At 70.5% G+C, this 19,527-nt stretch carries 17 protein-coding genes; 11 read left to right on the top strand and 6 right to left on the bottom strand.

Going from position 1 to position 19,527, the window contains the following annotated elements; translation table 11 throughout:
- Positions 1-104 precede the first annotated feature (104 nt).
- Positions 105-1,859: a bifunctional metallophosphatase/5'-nucleotidase gene (locus ACIP8W_RS25525; RefSeq protein WP_402204742.1), complete on the top strand. Its 1,755-nt coding sequence runs from the start codon at positions 105-107 to the stop codon at positions 1,857-1,859.
- A 67-nt stretch (positions 1,860-1,926) separates the two neighbouring features.
- Here ACIP8W_RS25525 and ACIP8W_RS25520 read toward each other — a convergent pair whose 3' ends face one another.
- The 4 genes from ACIP8W_RS25520 to ACIP8W_RS25505 all read right to left on the bottom strand — a co-directional run bounded on the left by ACIP8W_RS25520 (position 1,927) and on the right by ACIP8W_RS25505 (position 5,947).
- Entirely contained in the window at positions 1,927-2,115 is a 189-nt protein-coding gene (locus ACIP8W_RS25520; RefSeq protein ID WP_401958229.1) for a DUF1918 domain-containing protein, read from the bottom strand.
- Between the two features lie 64 nt (positions 2,116-2,179).
- Positions 2,180-3,469 (bottom strand): acyltransferase family protein, encoded by a 1,290-nt coding sequence (locus ACIP8W_RS25515; RefSeq protein WP_402204740.1) that lies wholly within the window; start codon positions 3,467-3,469, stop codon positions 2,180-2,182.
- A gap of 1 nt (position 3,470) precedes the next feature.
- A complete protein-coding gene (locus ACIP8W_RS25510) occupies positions 3,471-4,913 on the bottom strand; it encodes a polysialyltransferase family glycosyltransferase (protein WP_402204738.1) in 1,443 nt (480 codons plus the stop codon).
- The gene (locus tag ACIP8W_RS25505; protein ID WP_401958235.1) at positions 4,913-5,947 is read right to left on the bottom strand and encodes a glycosyltransferase family 2 protein; all 1,035 of its coding nucleotides are present in this window, start codon (positions 5,945-5,947) and stop codon (positions 4,913-4,915) included. Before ACIP8W_RS25505 ends, ACIP8W_RS25510 begins: the two co-directional genes overlap by 1 nt.
- A gap of 236 nt (positions 5,948-6,183) precedes the next feature.
- Between ACIP8W_RS25505 and ACIP8W_RS25500 the strand changes: the two genes are divergently transcribed.
- From ACIP8W_RS25500 to ACIP8W_RS25485, 4 genes are read left to right on the top strand one after another with little or no spacing between them, the layout of a single operon-like run.
- Positions 6,184-7,506, top strand: a complete 1,323-nt coding sequence (locus ACIP8W_RS25500) for a DUF6716 putative glycosyltransferase (protein WP_401958237.1) — start codon at positions 6,184-6,186, stop codon at positions 7,504-7,506.
- 32 nt (positions 7,507-7,538) lie between these two features.
- Entirely contained in the window at positions 7,539-8,744 is a 1,206-nt protein-coding gene (locus tag ACIP8W_RS25495) for a cytidylyltransferase domain-containing protein (RefSeq protein ID WP_401958238.1), read from the top strand.
- Between the two features lie 12 nt (positions 8,745-8,756).
- A complete protein-coding gene (locus tag ACIP8W_RS25490; RefSeq protein WP_401958240.1) occupies positions 8,757-9,716 on the top strand; it encodes an N-acetylneuraminate synthase family protein in 960 nt (319 codons plus the stop codon).
- A 4-nt stretch (positions 9,717-9,720) separates the two neighbouring features.
- The gene (locus tag ACIP8W_RS25485; RefSeq protein ID WP_401958242.1) at positions 9,721-10,824 is read left to right on the top strand and encodes a hypothetical protein; all 1,104 of its coding nucleotides are present in this window, start codon (positions 9,721-9,723) and stop codon (positions 10,822-10,824) included.
- Positions 10,825-10,934: 110 nt separating this feature from the next.
- On the opposite strand, the gene ACIP8W_RS25480 is transcribed toward ACIP8W_RS25485, so the two are convergent.
- On the bottom strand, positions 10,935-11,795 hold the full coding sequence (locus ACIP8W_RS25480) for a histidine kinase (RefSeq protein ID WP_402204734.1): 861 nt from the start codon (positions 11,793-11,795) through the stop codon (positions 10,935-10,937).
- A 38-nt stretch (positions 11,796-11,833) separates the two neighbouring features.
- Positions 11,834-11,980, bottom strand: coding sequence for a hypothetical protein (locus ACIP8W_RS25475; protein ID WP_401958250.1), 147 nt, complete (start codon positions 11,978-11,980; stop codon positions 11,834-11,836).
- A 423-nt stretch (positions 11,981-12,403) separates the two neighbouring features.
- On the opposite strand from ACIP8W_RS25475, the gene ACIP8W_RS25470 reads away from it, so the two are divergent.
- The 6 genes from ACIP8W_RS25470 to ACIP8W_RS25445 all read left to right on the top strand — a co-directional run bounded on the left by ACIP8W_RS25470 (position 12,404) and on the right by ACIP8W_RS25445 (position 19,504).
- Positions 12,404-13,690, top strand: a complete 1,287-nt coding sequence (locus ACIP8W_RS25470) for an amidohydrolase (protein WP_401958280.1) — start codon at positions 12,404-12,406, stop codon at positions 13,688-13,690.
- Between the two features lie 136 nt (positions 13,691-13,826).
- Positions 13,827-14,879, top strand: coding sequence for a BMP family protein (locus tag ACIP8W_RS25465; RefSeq protein WP_401958252.1), 1,053 nt, complete (start codon positions 13,827-13,829; stop codon positions 14,877-14,879).
- Between the two features lie 176 nt (positions 14,880-15,055).
- Positions 15,056-16,681, top strand: coding sequence for an ABC transporter ATP-binding protein (locus tag ACIP8W_RS25460; RefSeq protein ID WP_401958282.1), 1,626 nt, complete (start codon positions 15,056-15,058; stop codon positions 16,679-16,681).
- Entirely contained in the window at positions 16,678-17,829 is a 1,152-nt protein-coding gene (locus ACIP8W_RS25455; protein ID WP_401958255.1) for an ABC transporter permease, read from the top strand. The genes ACIP8W_RS25460 and ACIP8W_RS25455 overlap by 4 nt, the downstream gene beginning before the upstream one ends.
- Complete coding sequence (locus ACIP8W_RS25450) at positions 17,826-19,103, top strand: ABC transporter permease (RefSeq protein ID WP_401958256.1); 1,278 nt, start codon at positions 17,826-17,828, stop codon at positions 19,101-19,103. Before ACIP8W_RS25455 ends, ACIP8W_RS25450 begins: the two co-directional genes overlap by 4 nt.
- The gene (locus tag ACIP8W_RS25445; protein WP_401958258.1) at positions 19,100-19,504 is read left to right on the top strand and encodes a cytidine deaminase; all 405 of its coding nucleotides are present in this window, start codon (positions 19,100-19,102) and stop codon (positions 19,502-19,504) included. The genes ACIP8W_RS25450 and ACIP8W_RS25445 overlap by 4 nt, the downstream gene beginning before the upstream one ends.
- The last annotated feature ends 23 nt before the right edge of the window (positions 19,505-19,527 follow it).

Raw genomic sequence — 19,527 nt, 5'->3', positions numbered from 1 at the left:
GAGCTGCAGACACTCCTCGCGACCTGGACCGGCGCCTGCCCCACCTGTCACCGCGACATGCCAGACCCCGCACCAACATGACCAAGCCCTACTAGGATCCAGGAGTGACAAATACCCTTTTTCGGCGCACCTGTTCGCGCGGCGCGATGGTGGGGTGCGCTCTCGCTGCCACCGGCGCGCTCCTCGGGTTTCAGGCGCCCCCACATGCGTCGGCGGACATGCGGGCCGCCGAGCGTGTGCCCGTTCAGTTGCTGGCCCTGAACGATCTGCACGGGAATCTGGACCCCGTGGAGGGGGCCGCCGGCCGTATTACCCATCGCGGGACGCCACTTCAGGCGGGCGGTCTGGCGCAGATGGCCACGTTGTTGGACGAGGCCCGTGCCGGGCGTACGAACAGTCTGACCGTCGCGGCCGGTGACATGATCGGCGGCAGTCCGCTGCTGTCGGCGATCTTCCACGACGAACCGACCGTCGCCGCCCTCGAGGAGCTGGAGCTCGCCGCCTCCTCCGTCGGCAACCACGAGTTCGACGAGGGCCCGCAGGAGTTGCGGCGCGTCATCGACGGCGGCTGCCATCCGGTGGACGGATGCGCTCCGGACGATCCGTACGACGGAGCCGGATTCCCCTATCTGGGCGGCAATGTGACCGCGCGCGGCAGTGACACCCCGTTGTTCCAGCCCTATACGGTCAAGACCCTGCCCACCGGTCAGAAGATCGGGTTCATCGGGGTGGTGACCAAGAACGCCCCCGCCGTCATCAACGTGGCCATGATCCGTGACCTGGAGTTCCACGACGAACTCCCGGTCATCGAGAAGTACTCGCGGGAGCTGACCCGGCAGGGCGTCCGGGCCCAGGTCCTGCTGATCCACGAGGGCGAGACCATCAACGGCACCGCCGGGGCCGACTGCGACGAGGGCGGGCCGGGGGCGCGGCTCGCCGGCCGGATCAAGGAGATCTCCCAGCAGGCGCCGACCGCTGTCGACGTGGTGGTCAGCGGCCACTCGCACGACTCGTACGAATGCGCCGTCCTCGACCCGGCGGGCAAGCGGCGGATGGTCACCCAGGCGGACTCCTTCGGCCGGTCGTTCACCGATCTGCGCTTCGATCTGAACGGCCGGGGCGACATTCTCCGCAGTACGGTACGGGCCCTGCACCGCCCCGTCCCCGTCACCACCGCCCAGCAGCCGGCCATGGCCAAGGTCATCGAGACCTGGCGCGCCCGCTCCGAGGAGCAGGCCAACCGGGTCGTCGGGTATATCGCAGGGGACCTGCCGGGCCGTGGCGCCACCGCCCCCGAGGCCCCGCTCGGCAGCCTCCTCACCGACGCCCAGGTCGCCGCCAACCGTCACCTCGGCGCCGACCTCGCGCTGACCAACCCGGGCAGCATGCGGGCCGACCTCACGTACAAGAACGGCGGCGCCGTCACCTACGCGGACGCCTACCGCGTCCAGCCCTTCGCCAACACCCTGTGGGTGGTGCCCGTCACCGGGGAGCAGCTCGTCACCGCGCTCAAGCAGCAGCTCAGCGGCGGCAACGAGGTGAAGACGGTCTTCCTGCAACTGTCGAAGGAGCTGAGCTACTCCGTCGACATGAGCAGGACCGGCGCTGACCGGCTCCTCGTCGACACGGTCCGGCTGAACGGGCGGCCCCTCGACCCGGCCGCCACCTACAAGGTCGTACTCAACGAGTTCCTCGCCAACGGAGGCAACAACTTCGATGTCTTCGCCGGGATCACGGTCCGTGAGGGCGGCGCCATGGTCGACCTCGACGCCCTGATCGCCTATCTGGAGGGCACCACCTCCCCGGACCGCCCGGCCCCCGTACCGGCGCCGGGGCGGATCACCTTCGTCAATCCGTAGATGACGTAAGGGAGGGGGCGGGGGCTTCAGGACGAGGCCCCCGCCCCCTCCTCATGCGCTGCGCGCGTTACCCCTCGTGCGGTCTGAGTTCCGTGTCCGGGCCCGGCGATACGATCGTTTCGTGGCCGTCCGACGCGCGCACCCTGAACGGTGGCGTGCCCTCCGGGCCCAGGACCTCGACGATCTCCACCTCCCGGTCGTGCTCGCCCACCACTCGGCCGTGGGTGACGAGACGGTCGCCCTTGTTCGCTTTCACATGCACTCCCTTGTGAGCCGAAAGTGACCCCGATGTGACTGGGAGTGTATGTAACGTGCCCTGATTATGTTCGTATCCGCTCCGACTGCTGTTTCATCAGTCGTTTCAGCCGTGGGCCCACCGGGGTCTCCACCAGGCGGTGGATCAGCCACGCCAGCACCAGCATCGTGCCGATCGCGGCGAGGAGCGTCGGCCACGGGTCCAGCCCGAACTTCCGGTGGTAGACGGCGATGGCGAACCAGCCCAGGTGCTCATGGACCAGATAGAAGGGGTACGTGAGCGTGCCCGCGAAGGTCAGCCAGCGCCAGTTCGCCCAGCGCAGCAGGCCCAGGGCCACGGCGGCCACCGAGGCGAAGGCGAAGGTGACGACGAGCAGGATCACGTACGGGGAGCGCTCCTGGAACACCTGGGTGGCGTGGGGGTCCCACAGGGCGGTGGTCGAGTAGCGCTGGCCCAGCAGCCAGCTGGTCGCGACGATGGACCAGAGCAGCAGATCGCTTCCGTACCGGTGGATCAGGTAGAGCGCCAGACCGCCGATGAAGAACGGCGCGTGGTCGCGCATGACGATCTCGTCGGTGAGCGGGTTGTCCGCGACCCGGGCCAGCACGCCCGCCACCGTCCACAGGCAGCAGAAGAGGACGACGCGCCGGTAGGTGACGCCCTTCCACACCACGAACAGCGCGAACAGCAGATAGAAGCGCGCCTCCACCCACAGCGTCCAGCACACCCCCAGCACCCGGCCCACGCCCATCGGCTGCTGAAGCATCGTCAGGTTCACCAGCACCTCGTCGAGGCGCAGCGGCGGGATGACCGAGGGCAGGGCGACACACGCGGCGGTGACGAGGACGATGGCCGCCCAGTAGGCCGGGTAGAGCCGGGAGACCCGCGAGCGGAAGAAATCGCCGAGCGAACGGCCCCAACTGCTCATGCAGATGACGAAACCGCTGATGACGAAGAAGAGCTGCACCCCCAGCGCGCCATAGGTGGCGACCGCCGACAGATCGGGGAAGAGCTGTTTGGGGGACTGGCCCCAGGCGTGCTCGACCTGGCCCTTACCCACATAGTGGAAGAGGCAGACGGACAGCGCGGCCAGGATCCGCAGCCCGTCCAGGGCGCGCATCCGGTCGGTGCGGGGAGCGCGCGCGGGGGGTTCGGTGTCCACTGTGGTGTCCGGCGCGGCGTCCGGTGTTTTCGTGAGCGTCGTCCGGGTGAGCCTCGTCTCGGCTGTCTCGGCTGTCTCGGCTGTCTCGGTCGGCTCGGTCGGCTCGGTCGGCTCGGCTGTCTCGGCCGTCTCGGTCGGCTCGGCTGCCCTGGTCGCCCTGGTCGCCTTGGTCGTCTCCGTCGTCCCGGTCATCTCAGGCCGACTTCTTGACCGTGTTCTTGAGCGAGCGGGCCCGCCTGGCGACCTTGCGTACCGTCGCGTTGCGCGGGATGAACGCGAGCTGCGGGGGTACGCCGCCGGGCAGCGCCAGCGCGGTCAGCCGCCGCCGCTTGAAGTACGCCTGGGTACGCGGGGTCAGATGCGCCGAGAGATAGCGCTCCGCCTCCGGCCGCAGCCCGGGGTTGAGCTGCGGCTGCATGGCGAAGCCGACGGCGGCGACCAGCCCGGAGAGCCGTTCGTCCGGCCGGTGCGCCCCCTCGTCCTCCTCCAGCGGCGGCAGCAGCGCGTCCACGATCGTCACCGGGACCCGGTTGCTGTTCTGGTACGGGGTGAGCCGCTCCAGCAGCAGTCCGGTGCCGGCACGGGCCACCGGGAGGCCGTAGAAGGTGGCCGCCGTGAACAGGGCGGTGGAGAAGCAGGCGACCACCAGGGCCGGGTTGAGCCGCTGGTAGAGCACCTCGGCGAGCACCGGGCCCGACCGTACCGTCAGCTCCGCGCCGAGCAGCTCCGCCTCCCGCTCCAGCGACTGCGACCACTGGGCCGGGGCCGAGGGGTGCGGCTTGAACACGATGCGCCGGTGACCGCGCCGGACGGCGCCCCGGAGCATCCGTATGTGCAGCTCCTCCTCTTCCTCCACGGTCAGGATGGAGAGCGCGGACAGATACTGGCCCAGGAGCAGCGCGGGCCGCTCGCCGCCGAAGGACGCGCCGCTGCCCGTGGCCGTGTCCGGGGTCGCGTCGGCGACCTCCGCCAGGACCTCCAGGAAGGTCTCCGTCGGGATGATCTCGGGCGCCACCCCGAACTCGGTCAGCAGCAGCGGCTTCAGCCCCGGCACCAGGTCGAGATGGAGCAGCCGGGCGATCCGGGTGCCGACCAGCTGGTCGAGCCGGGTGCGGGTGGGGCCGTAGCTCATCAGCCCGTCCGCGTAGATGTGGACCGGGCTCTCGCCGAAGATCGTGACGACCGCCTGGGACGGATTGGCCTGGACGGACTCGCAGGCGATCTCCACCGGCCCGTCGCCCAGCCCCCAGGCCGCGCGGACGGCGCGCTGCCACAGCGGCGCGTCCTGCTCGCGGGGGGACCAGCCGGCGGGGTGGAACGGCCGGATGAAGTCGTTCCAGGAGCGCACGTCGTCGTACGCGGTACGCAGCCGCTCGAAACCGGGCAACGCGGTGAGCGGCCGGGCGAGTTCGGGCGAGGGCGAGGTGTCGCTGATGACCAGGACGCGGCGGTGCCCGTCGCGCGGGCCGAACAGGCCGGCGCGGATCGCCGCCGTGATGGTGGCCGCCGCGTACTGGGTGGCGGCGAAGAAGAGCTGGGTGCTTCCGGGGGTGGTGCGCACAGAAGGCGCGCTGGACGGCGCGCTGGACGGCGCGCTCGACGGCGTGTTGGACGGCGCGCTCGACGGTGCCGACATCACGCCGCGACCTCCGTCGCGCGCGCCACCGAACGGCGGCGCACCCGGCGCAGCAGTCCGGCCCGCTGGCTGCCCAGGGCGTCGAGCGTGTCCGCGAGAATCTCGGAGGGCATGCGTTTCAGCGCTGCCGCGCTCAGGGAGCGGAGTTTGCGTGCCACTGCCGGTTCGAACCTTTCGATGGAATTCAAGTGGTGGGCCATGACCGCGCAATAGGTCCGTACGGCTTTGGGGAGCAGCCGGTCGGCGTCCGGGTCCTTTGCCGTCTCGGCCAATACCTGATCGAAGGCCCGGATGAAATCGAGCTGCCGCACATCGCCGATCTGGGTGAGCGAGGAGGAGACCCCGCGCCGGTAGAACACCCCGTGCAGTCCGACGACGGCGAAGGTCTCCGCCTCCCGGTGCAGCCGCCAGATCCACGGCCGGTCCTCGGCGGTCCGCAGCCCGTCCGTGAAGTGCACCAGCCCCCGGTCGACGAGCCGCCGGTGGTAGACGCCCGCCCAGGCGTACGCGTAGTCGACGGAGGTCGACCGGTCGGCGGGCAGGATCGCCTCCCGGGGGCTCAGCACCTGGCCGCGCCGGCCGTACGGGACGCGGTGGACCGTACGGGACCTGCCGGTGAACTGGACATGGTCGGTACGGACGAAGTCGCAGCCCAACCGCTCTATGGAGGCGACGAGTTCGGTGAGATACCCGGGGCGTACCCAGTCGTCCCCGTCGAGGAAGGTGACGTACTCGCCGCGTGCGGCGTCCAGCCCCGTGTTGCGCGCGGTGGCGAGTCCTCCGTTGCGTTCGTGTCTGAGCAGGACGGCCCCCGGAAGGTCGCGCTCCGCCCGTTCGAGCAGCTCCGCGGTCCCATCGGTCGAACAGTCGTCGACCAGAAGGAACTCGAAGTCCTCGCGGGCGTTCGCGCGCAGGCTTTCAAGGGTTTCGAGGGCATATGTCCGCACGTTGTAGAACGGCACGACAACAGAGAGCTTGGCCACCTCGCAGACGCTAGGCGGCGGCCCGTCATTCGGCCTGACATTCGGAGGCATGGAAGGTGAACGACGAATGGCGGAATGGTTAACCGGTTCGAGTGCGGTCCTTCCGTACCCCCTTCCGTGATTCTTCCGCTCTTTTCCGACAGGCCCCCCGGAGTCTCCTTCCAGGTCCCTTTTCGCCCTCTTTCCGCCGCGTTTCCGGCGGGCGAATCCATTCGTAGACGTGTTGTTAACCCTTTATTGCAGTCGAGTTGGGCCGACAAACGGAATGGCTTCCTAACGTCCCTGGTGTGCCTTCAACTACCAGCCACGCGGTCCGGGTCGCGGTCCTCGCCGACTCCGACACCCGGTGGAAGTGGGGCGCGCTCACCGCGCGCCGCATCGCCCCGGCCGACCGCCCCGTCCAGCTCGGCGGCTTCCTGCTGCGCGGCCGCGCCACCCCCACCGCCCGGCAGCTCGCCGAGGTCGGCGCGGCGGCGGACGCGCTGCGGGAGGTGACGGGCACCACGTTCCTGCGCACACTGCGCGAGGAACGGTACGACGTCGTCGTCCTGGCCCTGGTCGGCGGCGCCGTCCAGGCCATGCTGCACGGGATCGCCGCGCTGGGGCCGAAGCGCCGGCCCGTGATCGTCACCGGCTATGTCGGGGTCGTCTACGAGAAGCTCTCCGACGGACTGCTCCTGCGCCACGGCGCCGATGTCGTCCTCGCCAACTCCCGTTACGACGCCGAGCGGTTCCGCGCCGTCTACGAAGGTGTGGGCGCCGACGCCTCCGCGGTCACCGAAGCCGCGCTGCCGTTCCTCGGCGGGGCGCGCTACACCCCGGAGCCGGGCCGCGACACGCTCGTCTTCGCCGCCCAGCCCTCCGTACCGACATCCCGCGCCGACCGTACGTACCTGCTGCGCCGGCTGGTCGAACACGCCAGGCTGCACCCGCGCCGCGAGGTACTGCTGAAGCTGCGCAGCAAGCCGGGCGAACACACCACGCATGTCGAGGAGTTCCCCTACCAGCGCCTCGCCGAGCGGATCCCCGGCGGCCTCCCCGCCAACTTCCGGCTGGTGTACGGGAACATGGGCGACGTCCTGGACCGTACGGACCTGCTGGTCACCGTCTCCTCCACGGCCGCCCTGGAGTCCCTGCACCGGTCCGTCCCGACCGCGATCCTCACGGACTTCGGGGTACGCGAACCCCTCGGCAACCACCACTTCATCGGCTCGGGCTGCCTCGCCTCCTGGGACCAACTGGACGGCGGGGCCAGGCCGCACGCCGACGCCGCGTGGGCGGAGCGGCAGGGCGTGGCCGCCGACGGTTCGTATCCCTCGGCCTTCGACACGGCCCGTACGCGCGTCACCAAGCTGCTCGGCGCGCCCGAACTCCCCGCCATCGCGCCGTACTACACGGCCGCCACCGCGTCCGGCTACCTCCCCGGGCTCCTCGCCCGCTACCACCTCGCGGCGGACGGCACCCCGCTGCCCTCCTCCCGTACCCCGGAGAACGAGCAGGGCGCGCTGCGGCGCGTGGTGCGCGAGGCGGTACGGGAAGCGGCGCGCGGGGCGTACCGGCACGGGGTGCAGCGCGTGGCCCCCGCCATCCGCCGGATGGGGGAGCTGTGACCGCATCCACGTACGACAGCCAAGGAGCATCGATGACCGTCCTCGCGGTGATCCCCGCACGCGGCGGATCCAAGGGCGTCCCTGCCAAGAACCTCGCCCGGGTCGCCGGCGTCCCGCTGGTCGTCCGCGCCGTCCGCGCCTGTCTGGCGGCCCGGCGGGTCACCGGTGTCGTCGTCTCCACGGACGACGCGATGATCGCCGAAGCCGCCCGCGCGGCGGGCGCCGAGGTGGTCCTGCGCCCCGACGCCCTCGCGGGCGACACCGCGACCAGCGAGTCCGCCGTCCTGCACGCCATGGACGCGTACGAGGCGATGCGCGGCCCGGTCGCGGAGGTCGCCCTGCTGGTGCAGTGCACCAGCCCGTTCCTCACGGCCGAGGACCTCGACGCGGTCGTCGGCGCCGTCACCGAGGGCGGCGCCGACACCGCGCTGACCGTCGCGCCCACCCACGGCTTCCTCTGGCGCGAGACCCATGAGGGCGGTGGTACGGGCGTCAACCACGACAAGGCCAACCGCCCGCGCCGCCAGGACCGCGAACAGGAGTACCTGGAGACCGGCGCCGCCTACGCGATGCGCGCCGAGGGGTTCCGCACCGCAGGGCACCGCTTCTTCGGCCGCACCGCGCTCGTACGGACCGACCCCGCCCGCGTCCTGGAGATCGACGACCCGCACGACCTGGCCCGCGCCCGCGCGCTGGCGCCGCTGATCGACCCGCCGGTCCTGCCGGGCCGCGACGACATCGACGCCGTCGTCCTGGACTTCGACGGCACCCAGACCGACGACAAGGTCCTGATCGACACCGACGGCCGCGAGACCGTCGCTGTCCACCGGGGCGACGGGCTCGGCATCGCCGCGCTGCGCAGGGCCGGACTCAGGCTGCTGATCCTCTCCACCGAGCAGAACCCGGTGGTCGCCGCCCGCGCCCGCAAGCTCCAGGTGCCGGTGCTCCACGGCATCGACCGCAAGGATCTCGCGCTCAAGCAGTGGTGCGACGAGCACGGCATCGCGCCCGACCGGGTCCTCTACGCCGGCAACGACGTCAACGACCTGCCCTGCTTCGCGCTCGCCGGCTGGCCGGTGGCCGTCGCCGACGCCCACGACTCCGTACGGGCAGCCGCCCGCGCCGTCACCACGACACCCGGTGGCCAGGGCGCGATCCGCGAGATCGCCGGCTGGCTGCTCGGCCCGCGCCTCGACCCTTCCCCCGCTTCCCTCACCCGGTCCACCTCCAACAGCTAAGGAACGACCCACATGAGCACCAACGCCACCTCCCGTCTGCGCACACTCGGTACGCGGACCGCGGGCCCCGGCCGTCCTGTCTATGTCACGGGTGAGATCGGGATCAACCACAACGGCGACCTGGACAACGCCCTCGCCCTGATCGACGCCGCCGCCGACGCGGGCTGCGACGCCGTCAAGTTCCAGAAGCGCACCCCGGAGATCTGCACCCCGCGCGACCAGTGGGACATCGAGCGCGACACGCCCTGGGGGCGGATGACGTACATCGACTACCGCCACCGTGTCGAGTTCGGCGAGGACGAGTACCGCTCCATCGACGAGCACTGCCGCAAGCGGGGCATCGACTGGTTCGCCTCCCCGTGGGACACCGAGGCCGTCGCCTTCCTGGAGAAGTTCGACGTACCGGCCCACAAGGTGGCCTCCGCCTCCCTCACCGACGACGAGCTGCTGCGCGCGCTGCGCGCCACCGGCCGTACGGTCATCCTCTCCACCGGCATGTCGACGCCGAAGCAGATCCGGCACGCCGTCGAGGTCCTCGGCAGCGACAACATCCTTCTCTGCCACGCCACTTCGACGTACCCGGCCAAGGCCGACGAGCTGAACCTGCGCGTGATCAACACGCTCCAGGCCGAGTACCCGAACGTCCCGATCGGTTACAGCGGACACGAGACCGGCCTCCAGACCACGCTGGCCGCCGTCGCCCTCGGCGCCGCGTTCGTCGAGCGCCACATCACCCTCGACCGCGCCATGTGGGGCTCCGACCAGGCCGCCTCCGTCGAGCCGGGCGGCCTCACGCGACTGGTCCGCGACATCCGCACCATCGAGGCGTCGCTCGGTGACGGTGTCAAGAAGGTGTACGCGTCCGAGCTGGGCCCGATGAAGAAGCTCCGCCGGGTCGCGGGCGTCGTCGCGGAGTCCGCCTCCGCGGAGTTCGCCGAGATCACCGCGCCCGCCGAGCCGGTGGCGGTCTGACGTCATGACCGGTGCCGGCGGGGGCTCCCCGTACCCGCGTGAAATCACCCGTGAGATCGCCGCGGCCGCCGCGCGTGCCATCGCCTTCGTGGAGAGCCCGGTCCAGCTGCTCAACGTACTGGAGTGGGCGAACACGAGCGCGACCGGCAACGGGATGACCGTGGTCGTGCTCTCGCCCACCGACCCCATGTCACGCGGCCAGCTCCGCCGGATGGCCGAACTGGCCCGCGACGAGGGCTTCACCGTGCGCTGGCAGGAGGCGCGCGGCGGCGCGGGCGCGCCCCTGAAGACGGTACGGGAGCTGGCACCGCTGCTGCGGGCGGCGGACCGGATCGTGATCGGCGATCCGTTCTCCCGGTACGTACAGCTGCTGCTGACCCTGGTCGGCGGCAAGGAGCTGACCGTCGTGGACGACGGCACGGCGACGATCGAGTTCGTCGGCCAGCTCGTCCGGGGCGAGCGGCTGGTGCGCTGGCACCGGCGCGGCAGCCGCTCGGCGCGGGAGCTGGTCCTCGCGCCCGTCACGGCGGTCGCGCGGCGGCGGCTCACCCCGTCCGCCGCCCGCAGCGTCGAGGTGTTCACCTCGATGCCGGTGGAGGAGGTGCCGGACGGCGTCACCGTCACCGCCAACCGCTTCGAGTGGACCCGGGCGACCTTCGGGCCGCCCCGGATCACCTCGGGCGCGGACATGGTGGGGACCTCGCTGGTCGAGACGGGCGTGGTCGACGCGGAGCAGTACACCGCGGCGGTCATCTCGCTGGCCCGCGTCCACGGCGCCACCCGCTACTTCGCGCACCGCCGGGAGAACGTCGACAAGCTCCACCACCTCCACGCGGCCACCGGCCTGGAGATCGTCCGCCCCGACCTGCCCCTGGAACTCATCGCCCGCCGCGGCCCGATCGGCCGCACGGTCCTGAGCTTTCCCTCCACCGTGGTCCACACCCTGCCCCTGGCCCTCGCGGGTACGGGAGTGCGCGTCGCGGTCTGCGACATCGCCCCCGAATGGCTCCGCTCCACGGCCTCCCCCCGAGCCCAGGGCTTCCTCGCCGCGGTCACCGGCACAGCCCGCGACATCCACCGCCTCCCCCGCCTGCCGTCCCCGGCCTGAAACGGCCCCGGCCCGCGGTAGGGGCCAGCGGTAAGGGGCCGGCCAGCGGTAAGGGCCCGCCACCTTTCCGGCCTTTCCGGGTGGCGGGCCCTCGCCGTCCGGGGGCGAAGTCAGCCCCGGCCCGGCCGGCGTGCCGCCGCCGCGTACCGCAGCTCCCCCTGGTCGGGCAGGAGGTCGGTGATCCGCGTCCAGATCGTCCTGGCGTCCACGCGGACGAGCCTGAAGGCGCTCGTCAGGGTGATCCGTTCGGCGGGCACGGGTTCGGCGGGCGACTCCCGCAGCCAGTAGCCGAGGGGGCCGCAGTCCCAGACGGCGAAGCCGCGCGTCTCCGTACCGCCTTGGCCCTCGTGGTGGGTCCGCCAGGCGGAGGTCAGGCGCCAGCTCGACCGGAGCTCCGAGATCAGGTCGGTGACGAGCGTCAGCTCCGGCCCGCCGAGGCCGCCGCCCGTGGCGAGAGCCCGACCGATCATCTCGCGCTCGTCGTCGGCGGACCGTACGAGCCGCTCGCCCTCCAGGACCGCGAGGCCCGCCTCGACGGTGCCGATGGTCGTCTCGACGACGGAGAGCGCCGTGTTCCGGCCGGCCGGGGACTGCCGGAGGTTCACCATCTCGGCGAGCTTCCAGACCAGCGTCTTCGGCTCGACGCAGGAGTACTCGGCCTCGGTCCCGCCCGGCCACGTCTCGTGCGCGACGGCGTGTTCCTCGCCGATGAGCATGCCGTGGTGCAGCTTGCCCTGTCGGCCGGCGGCCTCCAGCGAGATGACCACTCCCGGGGCGAGCGTCGTCTTCATCAGCGGCAGCAGCGCCGCGGACAGCTTCCCGTCCTCGTCGATCAGCCCGCACTCCAGCAGTTCCTTCCGGGCCGCCGCGAACTCGTCGGGCACCTCGTCCCCTGCCGCCAGCTCGGAGAGCACGACCATATGCGCGTCGGCCAGCCGGAAGCGGGATCGGGATATGTCGAACGAAGGCATACACACTCACTTGGTAGTCGCTCGGGCTCGGCAGCCGCTCAGGACTGGGACTCGGCCCAGAAGTTGAAGATCCTCGAAAAGCCCGCCCGGACGGCGCCGCGCCGGGTGAGCACGGACCGGTCCACTCCGGAGAAGAGGGCCGCGAGGGAGACATCGGCGGGCAGGACCCGGCCGGTCGCCCGCACGGCTGCCTTCCCTCCGCCCCCACCGGCGGCCCCCGGATACGGAGCGGAGTCGGGTGGAAGCGGAGGGGCGCGGCCACCCCTGTCGCCGACGCGGCCGCCGGCGTTGACGCGGCCCTCGCCCGCACCCGTCCGGTCCACGGCTCGCCGCGCACGGCTCACGGCTCGACGCGCTGATTTCGCGCCACACCTGGAGGGTGGCCGACGCGGACGCGTCGCCACCGGCCCTCGAAGCCCCTCGCGCCGGGCGAGCACCCGGCCGGACGGCCTCCGGGGCGCGGGGCGCGAAAAGGTGCAGTTGTACCCGCCAGGCGGCTGCGCCATGCATGTCAACGCAAAATTTCTTCCCCTGTGTGGCTGAAATTTTGTTGATCCATGAGTGGTTGACCAGTGAAGGGGCCTACCCTTCACTAGGTGAGCCAGTTGATGTCCCGCGAGTCCCAGACCGATGTGCCCGGCGAAGCCCTGCTCGGCGAAGCTGTTCCAGCCGAGGACGTGGCCACCCTTGAGGGCGCCGAGGAGCTGCTGCCCGTTCTGCCCGGCGCTCTTCCCGCCGCTCTGCGTGACGAACTGATCGCCTTCCGTCGCGACATGCACATGCACCCCGAGCTGGGCAACCAGGAGTTCCGGGCCACCGCCGCGCTCAAGGCGCGGCTGACGGCGGCGGGGCTGGAGCCGCGGGTGCTGAGCGGTGGCACGGGGCTCGTGTGCGACATCGGTACGCCGGACGCGTCGAGGCCCATGCTGGCGCTGCGCGCGGACATCGACGCGCTGCCCATTCCGGACACCAAGTCCGTGCCGTACCGCTCCACCGTCCCCGACCGCGCGCACGCCTGCGGCCATGATGTCCACACGGCGGCCGTGCTCGGCGCCGGACTGGTCCTCGCGGAGCTGGAGCGGCAGGGGCTGCTGCCCAACGCCGTACGGCTGATCTTCCAGCCCGCCGAGGAAGTGCTGCCCGGCGGCGCGGCGGACGCCATCGAGTCCGGGGTGCTGGAGGGGGTCGGCTCCATCATCGCGGTGCACTGCGACCCCCGCGTCGACGCCGGTCTGATCGGGCTGCGGCCCGGCCCCATCACCTCCGCCTGCGACCGGCTCGAAATCACCCTGGACGGGCCCGGCGGCCACACCGCCCGCCCGCATCTGACCACCGACCTGGTCACCGCCGTCGCGAAGATCGCCACCGAGGTCCCCGCGCTGCTGTCGCGCCGGGTCGACGCCCGGTCCGGTCTCGCGGTCACCTGGGGCCGTATCGAGGCGGGCCACATCTGCAACGTCATCCCGATGCGGGCGGAGCTGGCCGGCACGGTCCGCTGCCTGGACCTGCCGGCCTGGCGCGACGCGCCCGACCTGGTCCACGCGGCGATCGACGAGATCGCCACGCTCTACCAGGCGAAGTCGCAGATCGAGTACGTACGCGGTGTCCCGCCGGTCGTCAACGACCCGGCCGTCACCGAGCTGCTGCGCGCCGCCCAGACCGCCCGGCGCGGTTCGTACGCGGTCGAGGACACCGAGCAGAGCCTCGGCGGCGAGGACTTCTCCTGGTATCTGGAGCATGTGCCGGGGGCCATGGCGCGGCTGGGCGTACGGACGCCCGACAGCCAGGCGCGGTACGACCTGCACCGTGGTGATTTCGATGTCGACGAGCACGCGATCGAGGTCGGCGTGGAGCTTTTCACCGCCGCGGCGTTGATCGACGGCAACCGACTGTAACCGGCGATGACACCTCCTGTGCGCGACGATACGATAACGGCCGCCGTACAGGTCCTTACCTGACATCTACGCGCGTTACGATCGCCGCGAAACCAGCGCCGGAAGAGGCGCTTCGGTCAGGTTGAAGGAGCCCCTCTTGCGCCGGATCACCAGGATCGTCACCGTGGGTATCGCTTCGGCGGCGCTCGGGTTGACCGCCACCGCGTGTGGCAAGACCTCGTCGTCGAGCAGCGGTACCCCCGACTCCGCGGAAGCCTCCGCCGCCATCGCGTACGACATCGGCGGCCGGGGCGACCAGTCGTTCAACGACGCCGCCTACGCCGGTCTGGCGAAGGCCGAGAAGGACTTCAAGGTCAAGGGCCTGGAGTCGGAGCCCTCCGACGGCGAGTCCGACGCCGACAAGGTGCAGCGCCTCACGGAGCTGGCGCGCAGCGGCAGCAACCCGGTCATCGGGGTCGGCTTCGCCTACGCGCCCGCCATCAAGAAGGTCGCCCCGAAGTTCCCGAAGACGACCTTCGGGATCATCGACGACGCCTCGGTGACGGGCAAGAACATCGCCAACATGGTCTTCAACGAGGAGCAGGGCTCCTACCTCGCGGGCGTCGTCGCCGCCAAGGTCTCGAAGACCAAGACGGTCGGCTTCATCGGCGGTGTCGAGAACCCGCTGATCCAGAAGTTCCAGGCCGGCTTCGAGCAGGGAGTCAAGGACACCGACTCCAAGGTCAAGGTTCTCTCCCAGTACCTGACCCAGCCGCCGGACTACAGCGGTTTCGCCAAGCCCGACCTGGGCAAGGCCGCCGCTCAGGGTCAGCTCGACAAGAAGGCCGACGTCGTCTACGCCGCCGCCGGTCTGGCTGGTTCCGGTGCGATCGAGGCCACCTCGAAGGCCGGCAAGTGGGCCATCGGCGTCGACTCCGACCAGTACAACCAGAAGGCTCTGGCCCAGTACAAGGACTCGATCCTCACCTCGGTCACCAAGGACGTCTCGGACGCGGTCTACGACCTGATCAAGTCGGTCAAGGACGGCAAGCCCGAGACCGGTGAGATCCGCTACGGCCTCGACAAGAACGGCGTCGGCCTGGCCGCCTCCAACCCGGCCTACACCAAGATGACCGATGTCATCGCCGCGGTGGACAAGGCGAAGAAGGAAATCATCGACGGCAAGATCACCGTCAAGACCGCGCCGTAACGGACGGGCTGCGCGCCGGATCCTTCAGCTGTCCCCAGTCGCCGGACGGGCATCGAGCCCGTCCGGCGACTGCCGACATCCCGTGACGTCCGACATACCGTGACGACAGATCGACGTGCTCTCCCTCCTTCCTCCTGTCTCCGTCTCCGCTCCTTTTGCCCCAAGGAGAGTGCGTCATCAACGCGTCCAGCAGTCCGCCCGCAGCCGGCGGTCACCCCGCGGTAGAGCTGCGCGGTATCACCAAGCGGTTCCCCGGTGTCGTCGCCAACCACGACATCGACATCACCATCCGCAAGGGCACCGTCCACGCCCTCGTCGGTGAGAACGGTGCCGGCAAGTCGACCCTGATGAAGATCCTGTACGGCATGCAGAAGCCGGACGAGGGCACCATCACCATCGACGGCACGGAAGCCGCCTTCGCCACCCCGGCCGACGCCATCGCGCGCGGTATCGGCATGGTGCACCAGCACTTCATGCTCGCCGACAACTTCACCGTCCTGGAGAACGTCGTCCTCGGCGGCGAGAAGCTGTACGGCATCGGCGCCAAGGCCCGTAAGAAGATCAAGGAGATCTCCGACGCGTACGGTCTCGGCGTCCGCCCCGACGCGCTCGTCGAGGACCTCGGGGTCGCCGACCGCCAGCGCGTCGAGATCCTCAAGGTCCTCTACCGGGGCGCCCGGATCCTGATCCTGGACGAGCCCACCGCCGTACTCGTACCGCAGGAGGTCGAAGCGCTCTTCGACAACCTGCGCGAGCTGAAGGCCGAGGGCCTCACGGTCATCTTCATCTCCCACAAACTGGGCGAGATCCTCTCCGTCGCCGATGACATCACCGTCATCCGCCGGGGGACGACCGTGGGCACCGCCGACCCGGCGAACACCACCACCAAGCAGCTCGCCGAGCTGATGGTCGGCAGCGAGCTGCCCTCGCCCGAGACCCGCGACTCGACGGTCACCGACACGCCCACGCTCACCGTGGACGGGCTGCGGCTCACCGCCGTCGACCCGGACGGCGTCGTACGCGAGGTGCTCGACTCCATCGGCTTCACCATCCACCGGGGCGAGGTCCTCGGTATCGCGGGCGTCGAGGGCAACGGCCAGACCGAGCTGATCGAGGCGCTGATGGGGATGCGCGACCCGGACGGCGGCACGATCACCCTCGACGGTACGGACATCTCCCACGCGCCCACCCGCAAGCGGCGCGAGGCCGGCGTCGGCTACATTCCCGAGGACCGCCACCGCCACGGCCTGCTGCTGGAGGCGCCCCTCTGGGAGAACCGCATCCTCGGCCATGTCACCGAGCGGCCCAACAGCCGCCGTGGCCTGCTCGACCTCCAGGCCGCGCGCACCGACACCGTACGGATCGTGCGCGAGTACGACGTCCGCACCCCCGGGATCGAGGTCACCGCGGCCTCCCTGTCCGGTGGCAACCAGCAGAAGCTGATCGTCGGCCGCGAGATGAGCCACCACCCCAAGCTGCTGATCGCCGCCCACCCCACCCGTGGCGTGGACGTCGGCGCGCAGGCCCAGATCTGGGACCAGATCCGCGAGGCCCGCCGGGAGGGACTCGCCGTCCTGCTGGTCTCCGCCGACCTGGACGAGCTGATCGGGCTCTCCGACACCCTGCGGGTCATGTACCGCGGCCGGCTCGTCGCCGACGCGGACCCCGCCACCATCACCCCGGAGGAACTGGGCTCGGCCATGACCGGCGCCGCCACCGGTCACCTTGAGGCGACGGAGGCGGACGGCTCCGCCGAGTCCGCCGAGCCCGCCGAGGCATCCCCGGAGGACGACGCCCGATGAAGAAAATCGACAAGGACCGGCTGATCCTGGGCTTCGCGGGCCCGGCGCTCGCGCTGGTCGTCGCCCTGGCCCTGACCACCGTGGTGCTGCTGGCCTCGGACCGGGATCCGTTCCGGCTCTACCAGCTGATGTTCGACTCCGCGCAGTACGTCGACATCCAGGTGCTGATCATCAACCAGGCCGGTACGTACTACCTGGCCGCCCTCGCGGTCGCCGTCGGCTTCCGGATGAACCTCTTCAACATCGGGGTCGACGGCCAGTACCGGTTCGCCGCGATGATGGCCGCCGTCGTCGGCGCCAACGTCGATCTGCCGGGACCGCTCCAGATCGCGCTGATCGTGATCGTCGCGATGCTGGTCGGCGCCTTCTGGGCGGGGATCGCGGGCATCCTCAAGACGACCCGCGGAGTGAGCGAGGTCGTCGCCACGATCATGCTCAACGCCATCGCCACCAGCGTCATCGCCTGGCTGATCCAGGCCAAGAACTTCGGCGTCCAGCCCGCCGGATCCAACAACCTGACCACCGGGGACATCCCGGAGTCCGGCTGGTTCCCCGGACTCTCCCTGGGCGCCGAGGCCGGCGAGATCTACGGCTTCACCTTCGTCGCCGCCGCCTGCGGCATCGCGTACTGGTTCATCCTCGGCCGTACCCGCTTCGGCTTCGACCTGCGGGCCACCGGCGCCAGTGAGAGCGCCGCCCAGGCGTCCGGCGTCGACGCCAAGAAGATGACCCTGACCGCCATGCTGCTCTCCGGCGCGATCGCCGGTCTGGTCGGCATGCCGACGCTGCTGGGCGACTCCCACACGTACAGCCTGGACTTCCCGGCCGGAATCGGCTTCATCGGCATCACCATCGCCCTGCTCGGCCGCAACAACCCGCTGGGCATGCTGTTCAGCGCGCTGCTGATCGCCTTCATCGAGAAGTCCTCCTCCTCCCTCGACCAGTTCGGGTACGAGAAGGAGATCTCCACGATCATGCAGGGCCTGATCGTGATCTCCGTCGTGGTCAGCTACGAACTGGTCCGCCGGTACGGAATCCGCCGCCAGCAGCAGAAGGTCGGCGAGGAGCTCGCCGCCGGAGGCGCCCTCAGCACCGAGGCCCACCCCGACCCGTCCGACAAGACCGAGAAGGAGGGGTCCGCGCTGTGAGTACGAGTACGAACACGAGCACCGTCTCTGCCACGAGCGCCGCGCCCAAGAAGGGCGGCGGCCGCAAGGCGCTCTCGCTGCCCGTCATCCTGCTGATCGTCGCGGGGGCGCTCGCCCTCGTCTCGCTCGTACGGCTGATCAGCGGCGCCGAAGACATCACCTCCGTCGGCCAGGTCGCCGGAGCCCTCGAACTCGCCATCCCGATCGGCCTCGCCGGACTCGGCGGCCTGTGGGCCGAGCGCGCGGGCGTCGTCAACATCGGCCTCGAAGGCATGATGATCCTCGGCACCTGGTTCGGCGCCTGGGCCGGCTTCCAGTGGGGCCCCTGGGCCGGCGTCCTCGTCGGCATCCTGGGCGGCTGCCTCGGCGGACTGCTGCATGCCGTCATCACCGTCACCTTCGGCGTGGACCACATCGTCTCCGGTGTGGCCATCAACATCCTCGCCGTCGGAGCCACCCGCTACCTCTCCAACTTCGCCTTCGACGGCGTCGAGGGAGGCTCCTCCAAGCAGTCCCCGCGCATCGGCTCCATCCCCGAGATCACCATCCCGGGACTCTCCGACTGGATGCAGGACCTCCAGGGGAAACACTGGTTCCTGATCTCCGACATCGCGGGCATCATCGGCGGTCTGGTCACCGATCTGTCGCTGCTCACCGTCGTGGCCCTGCTGCTGATCCCCGCCACCTGGTGGATCCTCTGGCGCACCGCCTTCGGCCTGCGGCTGCGCTCCTGCGGCGAGAACCCGGTCGCCGCCGAATCCCTCGGCGTCAACGTCTACAAGTACAAGTACATCGCCGTCGTGATCTCCGGCGGACTCGCCGGACTCGCCGGTGCCTTCCTCGCGATCGTCTCCACCGGGATCTACCAGGAGGGCCAGACCGGCGGCCGCGGCTACATCGGCCTCGCCGCGATGATCTTCGGCAACTGGATGCCCGGCGGCATGGCCCTGGGCGCCGGACTCTTCGGCTTCACCGACAGCCTCAAGCTGCGCGGCGGCGGCGAGAACGTCCACGCGATGCTGCTGCTCCTGGCGATCCTGCTGGTCCTGGTCGTGGCCTGGCAGCTCTACAAGAAGAGGTACGTCCCCGCCGCGATCTCGGCGGCCGTCGCCGCGCTGCTCTTCGTCTGGTACGGACTGACCGACCAGGTCCCCAGCCAGTTCGTGGACGCGGCGCCCTACGTCACCACGCTGCTGGTCCTCGCGCTCTCCGCGCAACGCCTGCGCATGCCGAAGTCGGTCGGACTCCAGTACCGAAGGGGCCAGGGCAAATGACCGCGGCAGCCGAGCACCCCGTCGACTGGGACGGCCTGCGGGCCGCCGCCCGGGACGCCATGTCCCGCGCGTACGCGCCGTACTCGAAGTACCCGGTCGGTGTCGCGGCCCTGGTCGACGACGGCCGTACCGTCACCGGCTGCAACGTCGAGAACGCCTCGTACGGCCTCGGCCTGTGCGCCGAGTGCGGCATGATCTCCGCCCTCCAGCTGGGCGGCGGCGGCCGGCTCACCCACTTCACCTGCGTCGACGGCACGGGTGAGGTGCTCGTGCCGTGCGGCCGCTGCCGTCAGCTGCTGTACGAGTTCGGCGGGCCCGAACTCGTCCTGGAGACCCCGGACGGGCTGCGCACACTCGACGAGATGCTCCCGCAGGCCTTCGGGCCGGGGCACCTCCGCTGAACCCGGTCCCGGGGAGAGCCGTG

The organism is Streptomyces sp. NPDC088554, from assembly GCF_044752945.1.
Classification (GTDB): Bacteria; Actinomycetota; Actinomycetes; order Streptomycetales; family Streptomycetaceae; genus Streptomyces.
This window is presented reverse-complemented; position numbering and strand designations above follow the sequence as displayed.